The 20,782-nt window shown below is 33.3% G+C and carries 20 protein-coding genes and 2 pseudogenes; 16 read left to right on the top strand and 6 right to left on the bottom strand.

The window, feature by feature from the left end; genetic code table 11:
• Positions 1–10: 10 nt before the first annotated feature.
• Positions 11–697: an aquaporin Z gene (gene aqpZ / locus ADIWIN_RS03940; protein WP_020895376.1), complete on the bottom strand. Its 687-nt coding sequence runs from the start codon at positions 695–697 to the stop codon at positions 11–13.
• A 222-nt stretch (positions 698–919) separates the two neighbouring features.
• On the opposite strand from aqpZ, the gene ADIWIN_RS03935 reads away from it, so the two are divergent.
• The 7 genes and pseudogenes from ADIWIN_RS03935 to ADIWIN_RS22105 all read left to right on the top strand — a co-directional run bounded on the left by ADIWIN_RS03935 (position 920) and on the right by ADIWIN_RS22105 (position 7,075).
• Entirely contained in the window at positions 920–1,123 is a 204-nt protein-coding gene (locus ADIWIN_RS03935; RefSeq protein ID WP_020895375.1) for a hypothetical protein, read from the top strand.
• Between the two features lie 185 nt (positions 1,124–1,308).
• The gene (locus ADIWIN_RS03930; RefSeq protein WP_316929623.1) at positions 1,309–2,241 is read left to right on the top strand and encodes a glycosyltransferase; all 933 of its coding nucleotides are present in this window, start codon (positions 1,309–1,311) and stop codon (positions 2,239–2,241) included.
• On the top strand, positions 2,232–2,777 hold the full coding sequence (locus tag ADIWIN_RS03925) for an RNA polymerase sigma factor (RefSeq protein ID WP_020895373.1): 546 nt from the start codon (positions 2,232–2,234) through the stop codon (positions 2,775–2,777). Before ADIWIN_RS03930 ends, ADIWIN_RS03925 begins: the two co-directional genes overlap by 10 nt.
• 140 nt (positions 2,778–2,917) lie before the next feature.
• The gene (lipA, locus tag ADIWIN_RS03920) at positions 2,918–3,790 is read left to right on the top strand and encodes a lipoyl synthase (RefSeq protein ID WP_020895372.1); all 873 of its coding nucleotides are present in this window, start codon (positions 2,918–2,920) and stop codon (positions 3,788–3,790) included.
• Positions 3,790–4,785, top strand: coding sequence for a type I glyceraldehyde-3-phosphate dehydrogenase (gene gap / locus ADIWIN_RS03915; RefSeq protein WP_020895371.1), 996 nt, complete (start codon positions 3,790–3,792; stop codon positions 4,783–4,785). The genes lipA and gap overlap by 1 nt, the downstream gene beginning before the upstream one ends.
• A gap of 50 nt (positions 4,786–4,835) precedes the next feature.
• Positions 4,836–6,553: pseudogene (locus ADIWIN_RS03910) on the top strand (tetratricopeptide repeat-containing sensor histidine kinase); the annotation flags it as partial.
• A gap of 114 nt (positions 6,554–6,667) precedes the next feature.
• The gene (locus ADIWIN_RS22105; protein ID WP_020895369.1) at positions 6,668–7,075 is read left to right on the top strand and encodes a response regulator; all 408 of its coding nucleotides are present in this window, start codon (positions 6,668–6,670) and stop codon (positions 7,073–7,075) included.
• Here ADIWIN_RS22105 and lpxK read toward each other — a convergent pair.
• Positions 7,068–8,066 carry a tetraacyldisaccharide 4'-kinase gene (gene lpxK / locus ADIWIN_RS03905; RefSeq protein WP_040756478.1) on the bottom strand — a complete coding sequence of 333 codons (999 nt, stop codon included), beginning with the start codon at positions 8,064–8,066 and terminating at the stop codon, positions 7,068–7,070. The genes ADIWIN_RS22105 and lpxK overlap by 8 nt on opposite strands.
• Positions 8,067–8,106: 40 nt before the next feature.
• Between lpxK and ADIWIN_RS03900 the strand changes: the two are divergent.
• The 3 genes and pseudogenes from ADIWIN_RS03900 (at position 8,107) to msrA (ending at position 10,805) form a co-directional block, all read left to right on the top strand.
• Positions 8,107–9,200, top strand: a pseudogene (locus ADIWIN_RS03900) (Nif3-like dinuclear metal center hexameric protein).
• Positions 9,201–9,202: 2 nt separating this feature from the next.
• Entirely contained in the window at positions 9,203–9,988 is a 786-nt protein-coding gene (locus ADIWIN_RS03895) for a zinc ribbon domain-containing protein (RefSeq protein ID WP_020895365.1), read from the top strand.
• Between the two features lie 154 nt (positions 9,989–10,142).
• Entirely contained in the window at positions 10,143–10,805 is a 663-nt protein-coding gene (gene msrA / locus ADIWIN_RS03890) for a peptide-methionine (S)-S-oxide reductase MsrA (protein ID WP_020895364.1), read from the top strand.
• 59 nt (positions 10,806–10,864) lie between these two features.
• Here the strand turns inward: msrA and ADIWIN_RS03885 are convergent, their stop codons facing one another.
• The 3 genes from ADIWIN_RS03885 to ADIWIN_RS03875 all read right to left on the bottom strand — a co-directional run bounded on the left by ADIWIN_RS03885 (position 10,865) and on the right by ADIWIN_RS03875 (position 12,618).
• On the bottom strand, positions 10,865–11,077 hold the full coding sequence (locus ADIWIN_RS03885; protein ID WP_040756476.1) for a hypothetical protein: 213 nt from the start codon (positions 11,075–11,077) through the stop codon (positions 10,865–10,867).
• Between the two features lie 41 nt (positions 11,078–11,118).
• Positions 11,119–11,754 (bottom strand): carboxypeptidase-like regulatory domain-containing protein, encoded by a 636-nt coding sequence (locus ADIWIN_RS03880; protein WP_020895362.1) that lies wholly within the window; start codon positions 11,752–11,754, stop codon positions 11,119–11,121.
• A 63-nt stretch (positions 11,755–11,817) separates the two neighbouring features.
• A complete protein-coding gene (locus ADIWIN_RS03875; protein ID WP_020895361.1) occupies positions 11,818–12,618 on the bottom strand; it encodes a class I SAM-dependent methyltransferase in 801 nt (266 codons plus the stop codon).
• A gap of 40 nt (positions 12,619–12,658) precedes the next feature.
• Between ADIWIN_RS03875 and ADIWIN_RS03870 the strand changes: the two genes are divergently transcribed.
• A complete protein-coding gene (locus ADIWIN_RS03870) occupies positions 12,659–13,348 on the top strand; it encodes a hypothetical protein (RefSeq protein WP_020895360.1) in 690 nt (229 codons plus the stop codon).
• 166 nt (positions 13,349–13,514) lie between these two features.
• Here the strand turns inward: ADIWIN_RS03870 and ADIWIN_RS19375 are convergent, their stop codons facing one another.
• Positions 13,515–14,897, bottom strand: coding sequence for a sensor histidine kinase (locus ADIWIN_RS19375; RefSeq protein WP_051155398.1), 1,383 nt, complete (start codon positions 14,895–14,897; stop codon positions 13,515–13,517).
• Positions 14,898–15,050: 153 nt separating this feature from the next.
• On the opposite strand from ADIWIN_RS19375, the gene kynU reads away from it, so the two are divergent.
• From kynU to ADIWIN_RS03840, 5 genes are all read left to right on the top strand, one after another.
• Positions 15,051–16,328, top strand: coding sequence for a kynureninase (gene kynU / locus ADIWIN_RS03860; protein ID WP_040756502.1), 1,278 nt, complete (start codon positions 15,051–15,053; stop codon positions 16,326–16,328).
• A 299-nt stretch (positions 16,329–16,627) separates the two neighbouring features.
• Complete coding sequence (locus ADIWIN_RS03855; protein WP_020895357.1) at positions 16,628–18,028, top strand: FAD-dependent oxidoreductase; 1,401 nt, start codon at positions 16,628–16,630, stop codon at positions 18,026–18,028.
• 421 nt (positions 18,029–18,449) lie between these two features.
• The gene (locus tag ADIWIN_RS03850; protein ID WP_020895356.1) at positions 18,450–18,887 is read left to right on the top strand and encodes a RidA family protein; all 438 of its coding nucleotides are present in this window, start codon (positions 18,450–18,452) and stop codon (positions 18,885–18,887) included.
• A 72-nt stretch (positions 18,888–18,959) separates the two neighbouring features.
• Complete coding sequence (locus tag ADIWIN_RS03845) at positions 18,960–20,399, top strand: aldehyde dehydrogenase (RefSeq protein WP_020895355.1); 1,440 nt, start codon at positions 18,960–18,962, stop codon at positions 20,397–20,399.
• A 36-nt stretch (positions 20,400–20,435) separates the two neighbouring features.
• Positions 20,436–20,753 carry a GIY-YIG nuclease family protein gene (locus ADIWIN_RS03840; protein ID WP_020895354.1) on the top strand — a complete coding sequence of 106 codons (318 nt, stop codon included), beginning with the start codon at positions 20,436–20,438 and terminating at the stop codon, positions 20,751–20,753.
• Positions 20,754–20,782 lie beyond the last annotated feature (29 nt).

The following is a 20,782-nucleotide window of genomic DNA, read 5'->3' as shown; positions in this document are numbered from 1 at the left end:
TCGAAAAAGGTTACGCTTTCTCAAATAAGGTTTTGTGGATGACACCACCGATAATAGCACCTGCAATTGGAGCCACCCAAAACAACCAAACTTGCGATAAATAAGCACCATCAGCAAATATAGCCTGACTTAATGATCTTGCAGGATTCACAGATGTATTTGTTATTGGAATACTTATTAAGTGAATTAACGTTAGAGCCAATCCAATAGCAATTGGAGCAAAACCCTTAGGAACTTTCAAACTTGTACTTCCTAAGATAACAATTAAAAAGAAAGCTGTTAAAACAACCTCTGCTACCAAAGCAGACATCATACTAAAGCCACCTGGCGACAACTCATCATAACCATTGGCAGCAAAACCACCTACTCCATCAAAACCTGTTTTACCCGACACTATTAGATATAAAACACCAGCGGCAGCAATAGCCCCAACCACTTGGGCAATGACATAACCTAATACATCTTTAGCTTCAAACTTTCCTCCGGCCCAAAGACCTATTGATACAGCAGGATTAAAATGACCTCCAGAAATGTGACCAACAGCAAAAGCCATTGTTAATACTGTAAGACCAAATGCTAAAGCAACACCTAGAAACCCGATTCCTAATTCAGGGAAGCCAGCAGCGAATATAGCACTACCACAACCACCAAATACAAGCCAAAATGTTCCGAAGAACTCAGCGAATAATTTTTTCATAATTCTTTGTTTAATCAGTTAGTAAAAAATATTTATTTAGTAATAAGACACAGATTCAACAAGTTAAGTCACACCAAAATAAGTATAGAATAAATGTAAAAGCATTATCTTTGCACTAAATTGAAACATTGACGTGAAGCATCTTTAATTTCAGATTAAGAATCAAACTGGAATTGTTAAAGATGTTCCATCTGGAAATTAATAAATATTAGATCTGAACAGATGAAATTACTATTACTTACATTAGGATTATTAGCTTTAGCCGTAGCAGGAATCGCAATAAAAATATGGGCAAAAAAAGACGGTAAATTTGCGGGTACTTGTGCGAGCCAAAACCCAATGCTAAATAAAGATGGTGAAGCTTGTGGTTTTTGCGGAAAATCACCTGAGGAATATAAAGACTGTAGCGAACCTCAACATTCTTAGGCATTAATGACCATTCCCTCAATACTATGTTATGCATTTATTGCAGTTGTTAGTATTCAAGTTACATATTATCTTAGTTTTCTTTTCGCTTTCAGCATCAAACCTGCCGAAACGCGACTCAAAAAGCATATTCCAGTTTCTATTATAATTTGCGCAAAAAATGAAGCTGAAAATCTAAAAAAAATATTCCATTAATATTAAATCAAGAGTATTCAAATTTCGAAATTGTTTTAGTTAACGATAGTTCGTTTGACGATACACTAGAAATCATGAAGACTTTTGAGGCTGAAAACGATAATATTAAGCTCGTTGATGTAAAAGTTAATGAGGCCTTTTGGGGAAATAAAAAATATGCACTGACTTTAGGCATAAAAGTCTCTAAACACGATTTCTTAGTATTTACGGATGCTGATTGTACACCAAACTCTAAAAAATGGTTAGAGCAAATAAGCAGTAATTTTTCTAACGAGAAATCTATTGTTTTAGGTTATGGAGCTTATGCTAAAAAGAAGTTTTCACTCTTAAACAAACTGATACGGTTTGAAACCGTAATGACTGCTTTACAGTATTTTTCGTACGCCAATGTCGGATTACCTTATATGGGAGTTGGTCGCAATATGGCATATAGAAAAGACTTATTCTTTAATAATTGTGGGTTTAATAGTCATATGTCTATTAAATCTGGTGATGATGATTTGTTTATTAATGAAGTCGCTAACACATCAAACACATCGCTTTGTTTCACAAAAGAAAGTTTCACTGTTTCGGAACCTAAAACAACGTTTAAAGCATGGATTCTTCAGAAAAGAAGACATATTAGTACGGCTAATTTTTATAAATTGAATCATAAAGTCTTATTAGGGGTATTCTATATCACGCAATTATTATTCTGGATTTTTGGAATTTCACTTTTAATCATAGGGTTTTCTTGGCCATTAATTGTATCATTAATCGGCTTACGCCTTATTATTCAATGGTTCTGCTTCGGGTTTACAGCAAAAAAGTTTGAAGAAACAGACCTCATTATCCTTATGCCAATTTTAGAATTATTTCTTATTACTACACAATTAAGTATCTTTATAGCTAATCTGATATCTAAGCCAAAACATTGGAAGTAAAAGAAGCCATAAGTAAAGCCAAAGACAACAACCAAATTGCATTCAATTTTCTCTTAGACACGTATTGGAATGACGTTTATGCGTTTCAACTAAAACGTACCTTAAATGAAAATGACGCTGAAGATATTACCATTCAGACATTTTCTAGAGCTTTTGATAAGATTGACACGTATAATGAAGATTATAAATTTAAAACTTGGCTTATAACAATTTCTAAGAATATTCATATTGATTTAGTTCGAAAACAGAAAAACACAATCAATAATACTTCTAAAGATAATGAAGACCATTATTTTGATATTATTGATAATTCGCCCACTCCTGAAGATAAGATTATAACAGAACAAAATCTTGCCAATCTTTTACGAGACATAAAAAAGCTAAAACCCCATTATCAGGAAGTTATAAACTTAAGATATTTTAGAGAATTAAGTTACAAAGAGATTTCGGAAGAACTCAACGAACCTATTAATAACGTAAAAGTAAAACTTCTTAGAGCAAAAAAATTATTAGCTGCTATTATTACTAAAAGCTAATGCTCTTAACACATAACCACATTGACTAATTTATCGATTTAAGTCGCAATTAATTTGTGTTTCATATTTCCCTCTCTCCCTTTCAAAAGACTATTTTAATTATTTACTTTGTATCTTTGTTTCTTGAAATTTATAATTGCATGGAAACGAAAGTTGCTTCAAATATTTTACCAGAACGAAAGCCCAAATGGTTAAGAGTAAAATTACCTACAGGCAAAAAATACACAGAACTTAGAAGTTTAGTAGATAAATATAAACTAAATACCATTTGTACGTCTGGAAGCTGCCCAAACATGGGAGAATGTTGGGGAGAAGGCACAGCTACCTTTATGATTTTAGGAAACGTATGTACACGTTCTTGTGGATTTTGTGGTGTAAAAACCGGACGACCAGAGACGGTTGATTGGGATGAGCCAGAAAAAGTAGCACGTTCTATAAAACTAATGCAAATTAAGCATGCAGTTTTAACAAGTGTAGATCGCGATGACCTTAAAGATATGGGAAGTATTATGTGGGAAGAAACTGTAAAAGCAGTACGACGCATGAATCCGGAAACCACATTAGAAACACTTATTCCTGATTTTCAAGGTATAGAAAAACACATTGATCGTATTATAGATGTTGCTCCAGAAGTCGTTTCTCATAACATTGAAACCGTAAGACGTTTAACTCGAGAGGTTAGAATACAAGCAAAATATGACCGTAGTCTTGGGGTTTTAAAATATTTAAAATCACAAGGGCAACGCAGAACCAAATCTGGTATTATGTTAGGTTTAGGAGAAGAACGCGAAGAAGTAATTCAAACACTTCACGACTTAAGAGACCATGACGTTGATGTTGTTACTATTGGTCAATATTTACAACCAAGTAAAAAGCATTTACCTGTAAAACAATTTATTAATCCAGATCAATTTAAAGAGTATGAAGAAATTGGATTAGAATTAGGTTTTAGACATGTAGAAAGTAGCGCGTTAGTAAGATCTTCTTACAAAGCTCAAAAACATATTAATTAATGATTACTATAGCCATTAACGGTTTTGGTAGAATTGGTCGTCGTGTTTTTAGGCTAGCCATGGAGCATCCGCAAATACAAGTCGTTGGAGTAAATGATTTAGCTGATACAAGAACCTTAAGTCATTTATTAAAATATGATAGTATTCATGGGGTTTTAAAAGAGCCTGTTTCATTTGATGAAGATCATATTATTGTGAATGGCATTTCAATTCCGTTATATAGAGAATCACATCCAAAAACGTTAGACTGGTCAAAAGTTCAACCCGACTTTGTTATAGAATCTACAGGGAAATTTAAAACAAAGGCAGAACTTGAGCATCATATTACAAATGGTGCTAAACGTGTTATTTTATCGGTTCCTGCTCTTGAAGATGATATTAAAACAATTGTATTAGGCGTAAACGACCATAGTATAGATGGCACAGAAACCATTTTATCTAATGCGTCTTGCACAACTAATAATGCTGCACCAATGATTTCCTTAATACAGGAGCATTTAGGCATAAAGCAAGCATATATAACGACAATACATTCTTACACTACAGATCAAAGTTTACACGATCAGCCTCATAAAGATTTAAGACGCGCAAGAGCTGCAGGCCAATCCATTGTACCAACAACTACTGGAGCCGCAAAAGCTTTGACAAAAATTTTCCCAGAGTTATCAGATGTTATTGGAGGCTGTGGTATTAGAGTGCCTGTTGCAAACGGTTCATTGACCGATATAACCATAAATGTTAACAAATCTACCTCGATAAAAGAGGTTAACGAGATCTTTAAAAACGCTGCCGACAATGAACTAAAAGGCATCTTAGAATACACTGAAGATCCTATTGTGTCTATTGATATTGTTGGTAATCCGCACTCGTGTATCTTTGATGCACAGATGACCTCTGTAATAGGCAATATGGTAAAAATAGTAGGATGGTATGATAATGAGACTGGTTATAGTTCGAGGATCCTAGATTTAATCTGCAATTTAACCGACAAATAATCACTTTTATCGAATAAATAATTATATTTGCTCAAATCAAACTGAGCTTAATGTCCCAGATCAAATACTACATATTTGTTTTTTTTGCATGTTTTTGTAGTGTAATTTTCTCACAACAAAATGACGTAGAAGATGAAGACATACTTGTGTTACGGCTTCAAAATCGTTTAGACCAAGCTACATTAGACAATGATCGCGGCAACTACTATAACGCTAAAGACAACTTAGACAAAGCGCTAGCTATTGCAGAAAAAATTGACGATAAATCTAGTCAAGGTAAAATTCACACCAAAATTGCTAAAGTTCAATTCTTAGTTAACGAGAAAGACCAAGCTAATATTTCAATTAGTAAAGCCATTCAACTTCAAAGAGATAACAATGATTATGGTAATCTTGCCATAACTTACAATATTAAAGGTGTAATTCATAGTACTGAAAGAGAATACGAAAATGCATTAGAATATTTCAATTCCGCAAAAAACCTATTTGAGCAAGAAAACTTAGAAGAATACACTTCTGAAGTCACATTAAACGAGGCCAAGGTTTTCATCTTGCTAAAACGTTACGAAGAAGCTAAAACAAAGCTTGAAAAAACGATTATTATAGCTAAAAAATACGATCAAAATCGTCGACTTAGTAGTGCATTAATTCAAAGCGGAAAAGTTTATTACGCACTAAAAAATCCAAAGATGGCACTATCTCAAACTGAAGAAGGTTTAGCCATAGCGCAATCACTAAAAAATATAGAGAATATAAATGAGGCATATTTAACGCTAAGTGATATTCATGAAAAAAATGAAGATTACAAAAATTCTCATTACTATATTAAAAAGCACATTCATTTATCAGACTCAATATTAAACATTAAGCGCGAAAACTTAGTGCCAGGAATATCTGGTCAAAATATTAGCAATTATAATGATGCTAAAAATGCACAATTAAAAGCACAAATTGATGAAGTAAAAGCAGATAGTGCATTTACCAGGATTACAACAATACTAAGTATTGCATTAATTACTATCTTATCATTATTAACATTATCCTTATACAAGAACAATAACATAAGACTGAACACCAACACTATGCTTCATAAAAAGAATGATGAGCTTATTGTTGCAAAAGAAAAAGCAGAATTAGCCTCTAAAACGAAAGCTAATTTCTTATCTACAGTTACCCATGAGTTACGTACACCATTGTATGCTGTAACAGGACTTACTAATATGTTATTGGATGAAGAGCCTAAGGAACATCAAATTCCACATTTGAAATCCTTAAAATTCTCAGGAGAATATCTATTAACTTTTATTAATGATATCCTTCAAATTAATAAAATTGAAGCCAATAAAGTTGAAATTGACCCTGAACATTTTAACCTTAAAAATAAATTAGAAAATGTAATCTCAGCACTTAGTAATTCAGCAAAAGATCAGGATACTCAAATTCATTTTGAGTATGAAAATGGTTTACCAGAAACATTTGTTGGTGACCAATTAAAGATTTCCCAAATCTTAATTAACCTACTTGGAAATGCTATTAAATTCACAAAAGATGGTGACATCTGGGTGAGAGCGTACAAAGTTGATCTAAAAGACAATATGTACAGTCTTCGCTTCGAAATTGAAGATAATGGTATTGGTATTACAAAAGAAAACAAGATCACATGTTTGAGAGTTTCTCTCAAGGCTCTGTACAAATCAACAGAAAATATGGCGGAACTGGTTTAGGCTTATCTATTGTAAAAGGACTAATTCAGATTCTTAAAGGAAAAATCTACTTAAAGAGTGAGCTAGGTAAAGGCACAACATTCTTTTTTGAAATTCCTTTAGAATATGATAAAAATGTCGACAAACCCGAGGTAGTAGAAGTTAAAAAAGTAAATAAGATGGAAGGATTGGATTTAAGTAACGTTAAGATTCTCATTGTAGAAGACAACAAAATCAATCAAATGATTACTAAAAAGATTCTAAATAAAATGAATCTATATTGTGATGTCGTTGATAATGGAGAAGCTGCAGTAGAAATAGTTAAAGAAGTTACATACGATATTGTTTTAATGGATATTCATATGCCAGGTATTAGCGGATTAGAAGCTACAAAAATCATAAGAACATTTGACAAAGAGCTTACCATATTTGCACTAACAGCTGTGACCTTAGAAGACAAAATGCACGAGTTTGGTGATGCTGGTTTTGATGATATTATTTCAAAGCCTTTTAAACAAGATGATTTTGAAGATAAATTGCACGCAGCACTTTCTGGAGAAAAAATAATATCTAGCTTCTTTAGTTAACAAAGCCTCTAACAGCGGCATTAAATTGCGCTGCTTTATCTATTTTAATTTCTATAGGTAAGTAATATAATTTTTCTTCTAAACTTCTATAATTGCTTAATCGCACATAATCCTTTTCCGTTGTAAGTATTAAAGTCTTTGATTCTAAATTTTTGATATCAGACACTCTAAAATCATAATGATCACTAAATTCTAGATGGTCAAATTCCAACCCCTTTTCAACTAAAAAATCAACTAAGGGTTTTGCGTTGGCTATTCCTGTGACCAATGTAAATTTCTGAAGTTTACTTAACTCTTTAGAATCCAATTCCGATAGCACTTCTAAAGCATAATCCACATAACTAAAAAATAAGAGTTGATTCTTTTTAATATTTAACCTAGAAGCAATCATTTCCTTTTCAGTTTCCGAAATACTCTTTTTACATTTAGTAACCACAATTAAATCTGCTCGTTTAGCACCAGATCTTGGTTCTCTCAAATTACCTGTTGGCAAAACGATATCCTTGTAATAAAGATTATTATATGCCGTTAAAAGGATATTAAAACCCGCTTTTACTTTTCTATGTTGAAAAGCATCATCTAACAAGATAACCTTGGGTTGTGACTTTAAGGCTCTAAGCTTAGAAATACCAGCTTGTCGGTCTGCATCAACTGCTACAGTAATACCATTAAATTTCCTATAAAACTGAAAAGGTTCGTCACCAATAGTATCTGCGCTTGCGCTTTCATTTGCTAAAACAAAGCCTTCAGTTTTACGTTTATAACCTCTGCTTAATGTCGCAAGTGAATTTTCGTCTTTTAAAAGTCGAATTAAATACTCTATCATTGGAGTTTTACCCGTTCCACCCGTACTGAGATTCCCCACACAAATCACAGGAAAGTCATAAGATTTAGACGATTTATAACCAACATTAAACAACCAATTACGCAAGCAAGTAATTAGGTAATAAAACGGAACAATAGGAAACAATATGATGCGTATAAACTTCACAGCAGCTAAATTATATTATTTTTGAAACAAATATACACTTATGATTATACAAGACGTAATTAATCACTTGCACAACTTAGCTCCGTTAGCTTATGCTGAAGATTTTGACAACGTTGGACTTTTAGTTGGAGATAAAAATCAAAATGTTTCTGGTATTCTTGTTACATTAGATACGCTTGAAGCAGTCGTAGATGAAGCCATTGAAAATAATTGTAATCTTATTGTGAGCTTCCATCCTATTATATTTTCAGGTTTAAAAAACTAACTGGTAAAACTTATGTAGAACGCGTAGTTATAAAAGCCATTCAACATAATATCGCCATATTTTCTATTCATACGGCATTAGACAATGCGTTTCAAGGTGTTAACTCTATTATTTGTGATCAATTGGGATTAACTAATAAAAAGGTTTTAATACCACAATCTGGCACTATTAAAAAGCTACAGACTTATGTTCCAAAAGCAAATGCAGAAGAGCTAAGAACAGCTTTATTTAATGTTGGAGCAGGAAGTATTGGCAATTACGAATCGTGTAGTTTTAATGTTGAAGGAGAGGGCACATATTTAGGAAATGAAGATTCTAATCCTGTAATAGGTAAAAAAGGTGAGTTACATACGGAAAAGGAAGTGGCAATTTCTGTGACATTCAAAAAACATCTAGAGTCTAAGGTTTTAAAAACGCTTTTTGATGCACATCCTTATGAAGAGGTAGCTTATGAAATTTCAACCTTAGAAAACACAAATCAGCATATAGGTATCGGTATGGTTGGAGAGCTAAAAAATGCTATGGAAACCGAAGATTGCCTTAATTTTATAAAAATTAAAATGCAAACGGAGTGCATAAGGCATTCAAAACCCTTAGATAAACCCATAAAGCGAATAGCCGTTTTAGGCGGCTCAGGAAGTTTTGCTATATCTGCCGCAAAAGCTGCCAACGCTGATCTTTTAATTACTGCAGACCTTAAATATCACGATTTTTTCAGTGCAGAAAACGCTATTGTATTGGCAGATATTGGACATTATGAAAGCGAACAGTTCACAAAATCATTTTTAGTAGACTATCTCTCGAAAAAAATCACTAATTTTGCAATCATTTTATCAAAGACAAATACAAATCCGATAAAGTATCTATAATTATGGCAAAAAAAGCTGAAGTTTCTGTTGAAGAGCGGTTAAGAGCACTATATGATTTACAATTAATTGACTCTAGAGTAGACGAAATAAGAAACGTCAGAGGAGAACTTCCTTTAGAAGTTAGAGACTTAGAAGACGAGGTTGAAGGACTTAACTTAAGAATGGAAAAGCTAAATGATAGCCTAACTATTATTGATGATGAGATTAAATCTAAGAAAAACTTAATCGAAGAAGCTAAGACTTTAATTAAAAAATATAGTGAGCAGCAGAAAAATGTTAGAAATAACAGAGAATACAACTCACTGACTAAAGAAATTGAATTTCAGGAATTAGAAATTCAATTGGCTGAAAAGCACATTAAAGAATTTAAAGTTCAGATAGAGCAGAAAAAAGAAGTTATTTCTGAAACTAAAGATCGTTTAAAAGACCGTACTGCGCATTTAAAGCATAAAAAAGGAGAGCTTAATGAAATTTTGAAGGAAACTGAAAAAGAAGAAGAAGCACTTAATAGTAAGTCTGAGGATTTTAAGAAGAAGATTGACGAGCGTTTAGTTAATGCTTACCAAAGAATTAGAAACAACGTTAAAAATGGTTTAGCTGTTGTTGCTATTGAGCGTGGTGCATCTGGAGGTTCATTCTTTACAATTCCACCACAAGTACAAGTAGAAATTGCTTCTCGTAAGAAAGTAATTACTGATGAGCATAGTGGACGTATCTTAGTTGATGCCGCTTTAGCTGACGAAGAAAGAGTTAAAATGAATAAGTTATTTGCTAAACTTAGCAAGTAAACATTCACTACATAAAATATCTAAGCCTTTGCAATTGCAAAGGCTTTTCTTGTTTAAACAGGTCTAACTGTATTTCTTTTAATATAATTTTAAAACTATTACACTTAAGGAAATGTAACTTTATACGACTACTTAAATAAAGAAAAATTAAAATATGAAAAAGTTTCTAAGCATTTTAGCCATTACAATACTATTCAGTTGTCACAATCAAGCACAGACAAATACTAAACAAAAAGCCGTAATAGATGCAGAACCCGTAGTGGTGCCGTTAAAAGATGGTAAAGCAAGAGCTTATTTTGCCAGTGGCTGTTTTTGGTGTGTTGAAGCTATTTTTGAAAGCGTAAAAGGTGTTGAAGAATCCATTTCTGGTTATGCTGGCGGACATACAGAAAACCCAACTTACGAAGCAAGCAATACTGGTAAAACAGGACATGCAGAAGCTGTTGAAATTATTTACAATCCTGAAGTCATAAATTTTACAACTTTAGTTGATATCTATTTTGGATCACAAGACCCCACACAAGCTAATGGACAAGGACCAGATCATGGCTCGCAATATCGTTCTATTATATTTTATCAAAATGACGAACAAAAGAAAATCATACAAGATAAAAAAGCGGCATTAGCAAAAGAATTAGATACTAAAATAGCAGCTGAAGTTTATCCCTTTCAAAAATTTTGGATAGCTGAAGATTACCATCAAAATTATGAGCGCCTACATCCTAATCAAGGTTATATTAGAAACGTTTCTATTCCTAGATTAAATAAATTTAAAACTAAGTTCCCTCAGTTGTTAAAGGACGATAAGAAGCATTAAAACTTAAGACCTGTCAGGTTTTTTTAAAATCTGACAGGTCTTAAAATATTTTAAAAAACTTATTCCAAAACATACTCCACTTCAATACCAATCATAGGGTTTAAAACTCCCACTTTGGTACGTTTTGGATTTTTATACTCAATAGATCCATCTCTCCAACCCGAGTTGTGATAATTAGACCAAGTCTGCAACATCTTATCCTCTGTAAATGTATATCTATACATGGGACCAAAATAAGCGTACTTTTTAACCTTACCATATGTATTAACCATTTCTACAGCTACACATATTCCATTTTTAGGAAAGGGAATACCTAGATCTTCAACATTAACCCATAATCTGTATTTTTTATTTTAGGTTGAACGTATATATTTTCATTATACACTAATTTTCCTGGTGTATTAGCAATAGAATCAACCTGATAAAATCTCACATTAAAAGTGGCTATATATTCGGCATCTTTTCTCTTTTTTAGGTTGATGTAAACTCCATTTACTTTTCCTATTTTGTTTTTAGGATTCTCAATTAAAACAGCCGTTTCATATCCTATTAAAGACGTCACACTCTGATTCCCCTCGCGCTGTTCTCCTAAAATTTCCTTTTCACCATATTTTAGCTTTTTATTAGAAATAAGAACCTCATCTAAACCTTCCGTTTTAGGCGCTAATAAAACTTTATAAATCAAGTTATTTTTAAACAAATTGACTGGTATAACTTTAGACTTATAACCTATTGTCGAAATTTTTAAAGTATCAGTGTTAATGTTTTTTATATTCAACTTAAAGCTTCCAGATTCATCTGAGTAGGTTCCTTTCCCGTTCTTTAAAAGAATATTAGCATACGCTATGACTCCTCCTGACAAAGAATCTTTTACAACACCATTAATGGTTTGAGCATTACTAATACTGATATTAAACAAAAAGATTAAAAGTGTAATTATTTTCAACATTGTATGTTTAATTTTTATTGATCCCAGGCTTTTTTAAACTGAAAACACCGGAAGAGTGACTAACTAAATTTTCGTCGCCTTCAATTCAAAAATCATAGGAAACAATTGATTATTCATCTTATACATTCCTGATTCGGTTTTTACTAAACCTGGAAATACGTCATAGGGACTTTCATCAAATTCATTGAGGTATTCAATTTGTAAACCGGCTTCAATAAGTGAATTAACAACTTCGCTTAAGCCATGATTCCAACCATACTCCTTACTCACCATTTTTGAATCTTGATTCGCATACGTACCTTCATATTCTTCATAAATCACATCATCCTGACTATAATGATATGTCATTTTAGGTTGTCCATCTACATAATCAAACATCCATGCAATAGGATGAAACTCTACAATGTAAAATATTCCTCCAACTTTTAAGCGTTCTGAAATCATTTTTGCCCAAGGCCTTAAATCTGGCAACCAACCAATAGTTCCGTAACTTGTAAACACAACATCGAAGGTTTCAGAAACATGCTTAGACGTATCTAAAACATTACAGCATACAAACTCTGCATCGAGTTGTAAATTGGTATTTAATTGCTTTGCTAATTTCACACCTTCATCACTCAAATCTACTCCGACACACCTCGCTCCCATTCGGCTCCAACTCAACGTATCTTGACCAAAATGGCATTGTAAATGCAATAACAACTTCCCTTTTACATTTCCTAAAGCTTTCAACTCATAAGGCATCAAAGAGGTTTTTCCTTTCTTAAAAGCGTCAAGATTATACATCTCACTTTGTGCATGTATACCTACTTTTTTATTCCAAGTTTCTTTATTAACTTCAAAATAATTCGCATCCTCTTTCATGGTTGATTAATTTAGCATGTAATTTAAAACAACTTTTATTATGAAATCATTATATATTGGCTTAATCTGTTTGGTATTTGTCTCAAATTGCAAATCTGATCCAGAGCAAGCGACCTTAAAAGTTGATAAACAAGAATTATCCATAGCTGAAAAGATTGCGAATGCCCATGGTTTTGAACATTGGAAAAATGTTTCAGAGGTCAAATTCACCTTTCAAGTAGATACCGATTCTAGAAGTGCTAAAGGACGCGCTTGGTCTTGGTTTCCTAAAAGCAATGAAGTGCTTTTTGAATCTTTATATGGAGAAAAGAAATATTCGAGAAGCGATATGGACAGTACACAAATAGCCAATGACAGAGGTTTTATTAATGATAAATTCTGGCTTTTCGTTCCTTTTCAATTGGTGTGGGACACCTCTGCTACCATTTCAGAATCAAAAAAAGCACAAGCTCTAATTAGCAAGACAGAACTAAATATGATAACACTTACCTATCCTAACGAAGGTGGCTACACACCAGGAGATGCTTATGATATTTTTTATGATAATGACTACATCATTAGAGAATGGATTTACAGAAAAGGAAACGTCAAAGAACCTTCGTTAATAACGACTTTTGAAAATTACAAAGATTACAACGGCATTAAAATTGCGACAGAACACAGACAAGAAAATGGCAGTTGGAATTTGAATTTCACTGATGTCAGTATTACTTTGGATGATCAGAAATAAGACTGTATTTTTGTAACCTATAATGTAAGATTCGTGTTCTAGGTTTTAACTTAAAAACGCATAGCTTACATTTTCCGCCTTAGGGCGTCTATTATATATAAAGCACTCCAACAATTATGTTAGAGTGCTTTTTTTTAAATAGAATATTAAAATTAGACCTAATGTTTTATATTTCAGTTGAGATATAGAATTTAAAAGACGTCCCTGCGCCAATTTCACTTTCTAATACCAAATTACCACCCAACATTTCAATATAGGCTTTGGATATAGACAACCCAATACCAGATCCATGAAGCCCTTGTTTATTACCAACATCGACTTGATAAAAAGGATTGAAAATTGTTTCTTTTTTGTCTTTAGGAATACCAACACCTGTATCTTTTATAAAAAACTCTAATTGAGAAGTATTCTTATCTACACTACAGCTAAATAAAATACTATCTCCTTTTGAAGTGTATTTTATTGCATTTTCTATCAGATGCTTTAGCACTGCTGTAAGTTTATCGCTATCCGAATTTATTTTACTGTCCTTTTCAGAAATAAAATTACTTAAAGTAAACTGAACATTCTTTATTTCTGCTTCTGGCAAAAACAACTTATAAACAGCTTTAACAAGATCATTAACATTAAATAACGATTTTCTAACAGTCATAAGACCAGTTTCAATCTTAGATATATTTAAAATATCCGTAATAACATCTAAAAGTTCGTTTCCGCTACCTTCAATTACTTTAACATATTCTTGGTACTCATCATCTTCTGGGTGGTATGCTTTTAAAAGTTCAGCACTACCTAAGATACCATACATTGGTGTTCTAATCTCATGACTCATATTAGTCAAAAAAGCAGATTTTAACTGATCAGATTCCTCTGCACGTTCTTTTGCAATAATCACATTCTTATGTTTCTCAAGAAGCTCTTCTTGCAATTCATTTTCTTTTAATAACGCATTATGCAAACGATCTATTAAAAACGAAACTGAAAGAACTGTAAGCAAACCAAAAAGTACATTATTTATAAAAACAACAAATAATACTTCTATTAGAGACTCTGAAAAAAACCGAAGATCTATCCACTTAGTATAATCAATAAACAATATAAGACCATAAAATACCGCAGACACTATAACAGAATTAACACCAGCTTTTTTCCCACTATAAAGCGTTATTAAAACACTTAGCATAAAGAGTAGAATAGTTCCATTACCATTAAGCCCTAAATCAATAATTAAAGCAAAAGATAACATAAACAAGTTGATAGAGAATATGGTTTTCTTTGTGGTTAACCGCATTCGTTTATTCAAAACCAAAAACAACATAACCAAAACGGCTACACTATCTATAACAAAAACAAACCATTTATCTAGTGCAACGGCCATACCTGCACTAGGGATATAAGACAATAAGCTTAAAGCAAGTGTTAATATTAAAATTGAAACAAACAATTTATCTCTAAAATATGATAAATTGTCTTTTTCTTTTTGATCATTAGAGAAACCACTATACCTAATATACCATTGGCGATAGGACAACCAAAGTTTTTTTAGCATCTATAAAATAATTATTGACTATAAATTTAGCCAGAAAAATATGCGCAAAACTATTTAATTCTTTTTAATTCCCTACTACTTTCTAGATTAATCGATTAACGGAAATATCATATAATTATGCTATTTTTGTTTCAAACCGAAAAACCTTTCAAATTGTCCAACTATAAACCTGGTCTTGAATACGCAAAAAAACAAGACGCTTTAGACGAATTATCCCAGTATAGAACACAATTTCATATCCCAAAAGACAAACATGGAAATGAACTTATATACCTCTGTGGAAATTCACTTGGCTTGCAACCAAAATCCACCAAAGACTATATAAATCAAGAATTAGAAGATTGGGCAAATTTAGGTGTTGAAGGTCATACAGATGCAAAAAATCCTTGGTTACCTTATCATGAATTTTTAGCTGAAGCTACAGCAAAACTAGTTGGAGCAAAACCTATTGAGGTCGTGACAATGAATTCCTTAACGGCTAACCTTCATTTTATGATGGCTTCCTTTTACAAACCAACAAAGGAACGTTATAAAATTCTGATTGAAAGTGACGCCTTCCCATCAGATAAATATGCTGTAGAATCGCAATTAAGACATCATGGTTATGATGATAAAGAAGGATTAATTCTTTGGAAACCAAGAGAAGGTGAAGAATTATTAAATTATGAAGATTTAGAAGCTATCTTAAAAACACACGGTAACGAGATTGCATTAATAATGATTGGAGGTGTCAATTATTACACGGGTCAGTTTTTCGACTTCAAACGTATTACAGACCTTGGCCACAGTTATGGTTGCAAAGTCGGATTCGATTGTGCACATGGCGCCGGAAACGTTAATTTAGATTTGCATAATTCTGGAGCCGATTTTGCCGTTTGGTGTACTTACAAGTACATGAATTCTGGACCCGGAAGTTTATCGGGTTGTTTTGTTCATGAGCGACATGCTTACGATAAAGACCTCAACCGATTTACAGGTTGGTGGAGCCACAACAAAGACACACGTTTTAATATGCGACATGAGTTTGATGTGTTACCAGGAGCCGAAGGTTGGCAATTGAGTAATCCTCCAATTTTATCAATGGCTGCGATTAAAGCGTCTTTAGATATGTTTAATGAAGTTGGTATTGATAAGATCATTAAAAAATCAAAAAAACTAACTGGTTATTTCGAGTTTTTATTAAAAGACTTAGGCGAAGACACCATAAGAATTATCACACCTGAGAATCCTGACGAACGTGGCTGTCAGTTATCTATTCAAGTTTTAAAGGCTGATAAATCATTACACGATAAATTAACCGAAGCCGGAGTCATTAGCGATTGGAGAGAACCAGATGTTATAAGATGTGCACCTGTACCACTGTATAATTCATTTGAAGATGTTTATTTGATGGTTGAAAAAATGAAAGAAATATTAAAGAGCTCAACATAATTCTCTAATAATATAGATGCCGTTGAGAATATAGATTTAGAAAGGAACGAAAATCCGTTTGAATAATTATTAACTAAATATTCAAGTCCTAAATCAATTCAAAGAATTGAACATCAATCTGCAGAAATAAAGAGCAAAAAAGTGGAACTGCGAAGCGAAGCTTCAAGCATGAACCTTTGAAAGCAAATGTTCCGAAGGGATTTCCTCAGATTGATTGTGATTTTTTGGTTCGTTTTGTATCAAGACAAAATGAACAGAACTAAAAAAATTCTGATACAAGTTCAGATTGAAAAAAACTTATGAGCAACAAACAACAAAACATACTAATCATCGGAGCAGGACTCTGCGGAAGCCTATTAGCATTAAGACTAGGCCAAAGAGGCTACAACGTCACTGTGTACGAAATGCGTCCAGATTTAAGAACCACAGATATTTCTGCAGGTCGCTCCATCAATTTAGCATTTTCTGATCGTGGAAACAAAGCCATGAAACTCGTTGGTATTGAAGATAAAGTGAAAGCTTTGTGCATTCCTATGAATGGCAGAATGATTCACGATAAAGAAGGCAATACGTTTTTATCTAATTACAGCGGAAGAGATTATGAATATATCAATTCCATTTCTAGAGGTGAACTCAACGGTTTACTTTTAACAGAAGCCGAAAAGCACGACAATGTCACCATTCATTTCAACAAGAAATGTAACTCTGTAGATTTCGAAAAAACCACTGCGACATTTCAAGATTACAATTCTAAAGATGAGTTTATTGAAGATGCAGATTGCATTATCGCCACAGATGGAGCTGGCTCTGCATTACGAAAAAGCTATTATTTAAGTCATAAATTCCTTTTCAGTTTTTCGCAAGAGTATTTAAGTCACGGTTATAAGGAACTAACCTTTTTACCAAAAGAAGATGGTGGTTACAAAACCTATAAAAACGCTTTACACATTTGGCCAAGAAGTAGCTTTATGCTTATCGCTTTGCCAAATTTAGACGGTAGTTTTACAGTCACTTTATTTTTAAGTTACAGCGAAGGCGAATACAATTTTAATAATTTAACCACACCAGAAATCGTAACGGAATTCTTCCAAAAAGAATTCCCAGATGCTTTGGAAATCATGCCGAATTTGGTGGATGATTTTTTCGAAAATCCAACAGCCGCTTTAGGAACCGTAAAATGTTCCCCTTGGCATTATAAAGGCAACACCTTATTAATGGGAGATTCAGCACATGCTATAGTGCCATTTTATGGTCAAGGTATGAATGCTTCGTTTGAAGATGTCGTTGAATTTGATAAAGTACTAGACCAAAATCTTGACAATTGGGAAGCTACATTTGAAGCTTACGAGAAAAACAGGAAGAAAGATACAGATGCCATTGCCGATTTAGCTATTGACAATTTCCATGAAATGAAAGGTCATGTTGCGAATCCAATATTTCAAGAAAAACGAAAAATTGAAATGGCTTTAGAAAAAGAATTTCCTAGTGCGTATTCATCAAAATATAGTTTGGTTACCTTTAACGAAGACATTGGTTATAGAGAAGCCATGTTAAAAGGACGAGCACAAGACAAGGCTATTTTAAATATGTTAACGGATAACATTATGTCATCCGATGATGATTTAAAAGACATTTTAGAAAAAGTAAACGTAGAAACGGAAGCGATTTTAGAAGATGATCGGATTGCGGGATTGCATTAGCTGTTAGTTGTTAGTTGTTAGTTGTTAGTTGTTAGTTGTTAGTTGTTAGTTGTTAGTTGTTAGTTGTTAGTTGTTAGTTGTTAGCAAAAAATTAAAAACTTGGGATTGAAAACAATAATTAGTAAATAAGAATGTCCCAAATCAATTCAAAGAATTGAACATCAATCTGTAGAAATAATGAGCGAAGGAATGTAGATGCGAAGCGAAGCTTCAAGCACGGAATTCTGAAAGCGAATGTTCCGAAGTAATTTCCTCAGATTGATCGTGATTTTTGGTTCGTTTATTCGCAGATACTTATTTTATGGAGCTCATGATGTGCTTCGCAATTTGTATCAAGACAAAATGAACGTATAAACAAAGAAAAACAGATTGCCACAGCAAATGAATAGATTTGCTTCGCAATGACGATAAGATTTAAGTTATGAGTAATAAGGACAATAAGATTCCTGCTTCTGCAGGAACAGGAGTAACACCAAGAGGAGCCTATCCACATGTAAAACAAGTAGGCGATTTTATTTTCGTATCAGGCACAAGTTCTCGTCGGCCAGATAACACCATTGCAGGCGTCGATATTATAGACGACATGGGAACAAAACGCCTCAATGCCTATACCCAAACCCAAGAAGTTTTAAAAAACATCGATAAAAATCTTCAAAAAGTTGGGGCGAGCTTAAAAGATGTGGTGGATGTTACCTCATTTTTAGTCAACATGAATGACTTTGCCGATTACAACAAAGCCTACGCAGAGTTCTTCCAAAAAGAAACAGGACCAACTAGAACAACAGTTGCTGTGCATCAATTACCACATCCTGATTTGGTGGTTGAAATTAAGGTTATGGCTTATAAGAAAAAAGATTAAAGAACCTAGAACCAAGAATTGTAGACTTATAAATCTTGACTCTATTATCTTGGTTCTTTTATCTGAAACCACATGAACATAAAAAACTACATAAACGGCAATTTCCATAATCCAGCTCAAAACAATTGGATTGACAATTACAACCCTTCCAATGGAGAGGTTTATGGGCAAATTCCAAATTCTTCAAAAGAGGATGTAGAAAGCGCATACAAAGCAGCAAAATCTGCTTTTCTAACTTGGAGTAAAACGACGCTAGAAGAACGAAGTAGAATCTTAATTAAAATTTCAGAATTACTAGAAGCCAACTTACAGCGTTTTGCAGAAGCCGAAAGTAAAGACAATGGTAAACCTGTTAGTTTAGCAAAAGCAGTTGATATTCCTAGAGCAGCAAGTAACTTTAGATTCTTTGGAAATGCCATCACGCAATTTGCAAGTGAAAGTCATGAATCCGTAGGACAAAACGCCATCAATTACACTCTGCGTCAACCTATTGGTGTTGTGGGCTGTATTTCACCTTGGAACCTTCCACTCTACTTGTTTACTTGGAAAATTGCACCAGCTCTAGCAGCCGGAAATTGTGTGGTTGCGAAACCAAGTGAAGTCACACCAATGACCGCTTATTTATTAGGCGAAATTTGTAATGAAGCAGGTTTACCAAAAGGCGTGTTAAATATTGTTCACGGTTTAGGAACCTCAACAGGACAAGCCATTATTGAACATCCAGATATTAAAGCCATTTCATTTACAGGTGGTACAGCAACAGGAGCGCATATTGCGAGAGTCGCTGCACCAATGTTCAAAAAGCTATCCTTAGAATTAGGTGGAAAAAATCCAAATATCATTTTCGCAGATTGTGATTATGAAGACATGCTGAATACAACGGTTCGTTCTTCTTTTGCTAATCAAGGGCAAATTTGTTTATGTGGCAGTCGCATTTTTGTGGAAGCCTCTATTTATGAAAAATTTAAAACCGACTTTGTCGCTAAAGTGAAAGCATTAAAAGTTGGACATCCTTCGAATGAAGATACCAATATTGGAGCATTAGTATCTAAACCTCATTTAGAGAAAGTAAAGGAATATATTGAAATCGCTAAAGAAGAAAACGGAACTGTGTTATGTGGTGGTAATGAAGTTACTGTTAAAGGTTATGAAAACGGTTATTATTTAGAACCTACGGTTATTGAAGTTCCTAATGACAACTGCAGAGTGAACCAAGAAGAAATTTTTGGACCTGTCGTCACCATTATGCCTTTTAATACTGAAGACGAGGTTTTAGAAATGGCAAACAAAGTTAAATACGGACTTTCAGCGACATTATGGACCAATGATTTAAAACGCACCATGAAATTAAGTCACCAACTGCAAGCAGGAATTGTTTGGGTAAATACTTGGATGATGCGCGATTTAAGAACACCCTTTGGGGGCGTAAAAGCTTCTGGCGTTGGACGTGAAGGCGGCTTTGAAGCTTTGCGTTTTTTCACGGAAGCTAAGAATGTTTGTATAAAGTATTAATTAAATGTCACCTCGAGCGCAGTCGAGAGGTAGCTTATGAAAACTTATTATGTTTACATATTACAATGCTCAGACAACCTCACTTATACAGGAGTAACAAATAACATTTCAAGACGTTTTGAAGAACATCAAAAAGGATTAAACAAAAATTGTTTCACATATAAAAGAAGACCTTTAAAATTAATATTTCATCAAGAATTTAACGATATTGAACAAGCAATATTCTTTGAAAAGAAAATAAAAAAATGGAGTGCAAAGAAAAAATATGCTTTAGCTAAAGGAGATTATGATTTGTTACAAATTCTATCTGAATGCAGAAATGCAACACACTCAAATTATAATCCCAAAAACTAGGCAGGTCTCGACTGCGCTCGACCAGACAA

Source organism: Winogradskyella psychrotolerans RS-3, from assembly GCF_000427335.1.
In the GTDB taxonomy this organism is placed as follows: domain Bacteria; phylum Bacteroidota; class Bacteroidia; order Flavobacteriales; family Flavobacteriaceae; genus Winogradskyella; species Winogradskyella psychrotolerans.
The sequence above is the reverse complement of the archived record's forward strand: the minus strand, read 5'-3'. Positions and strand labels throughout refer to the sequence as shown.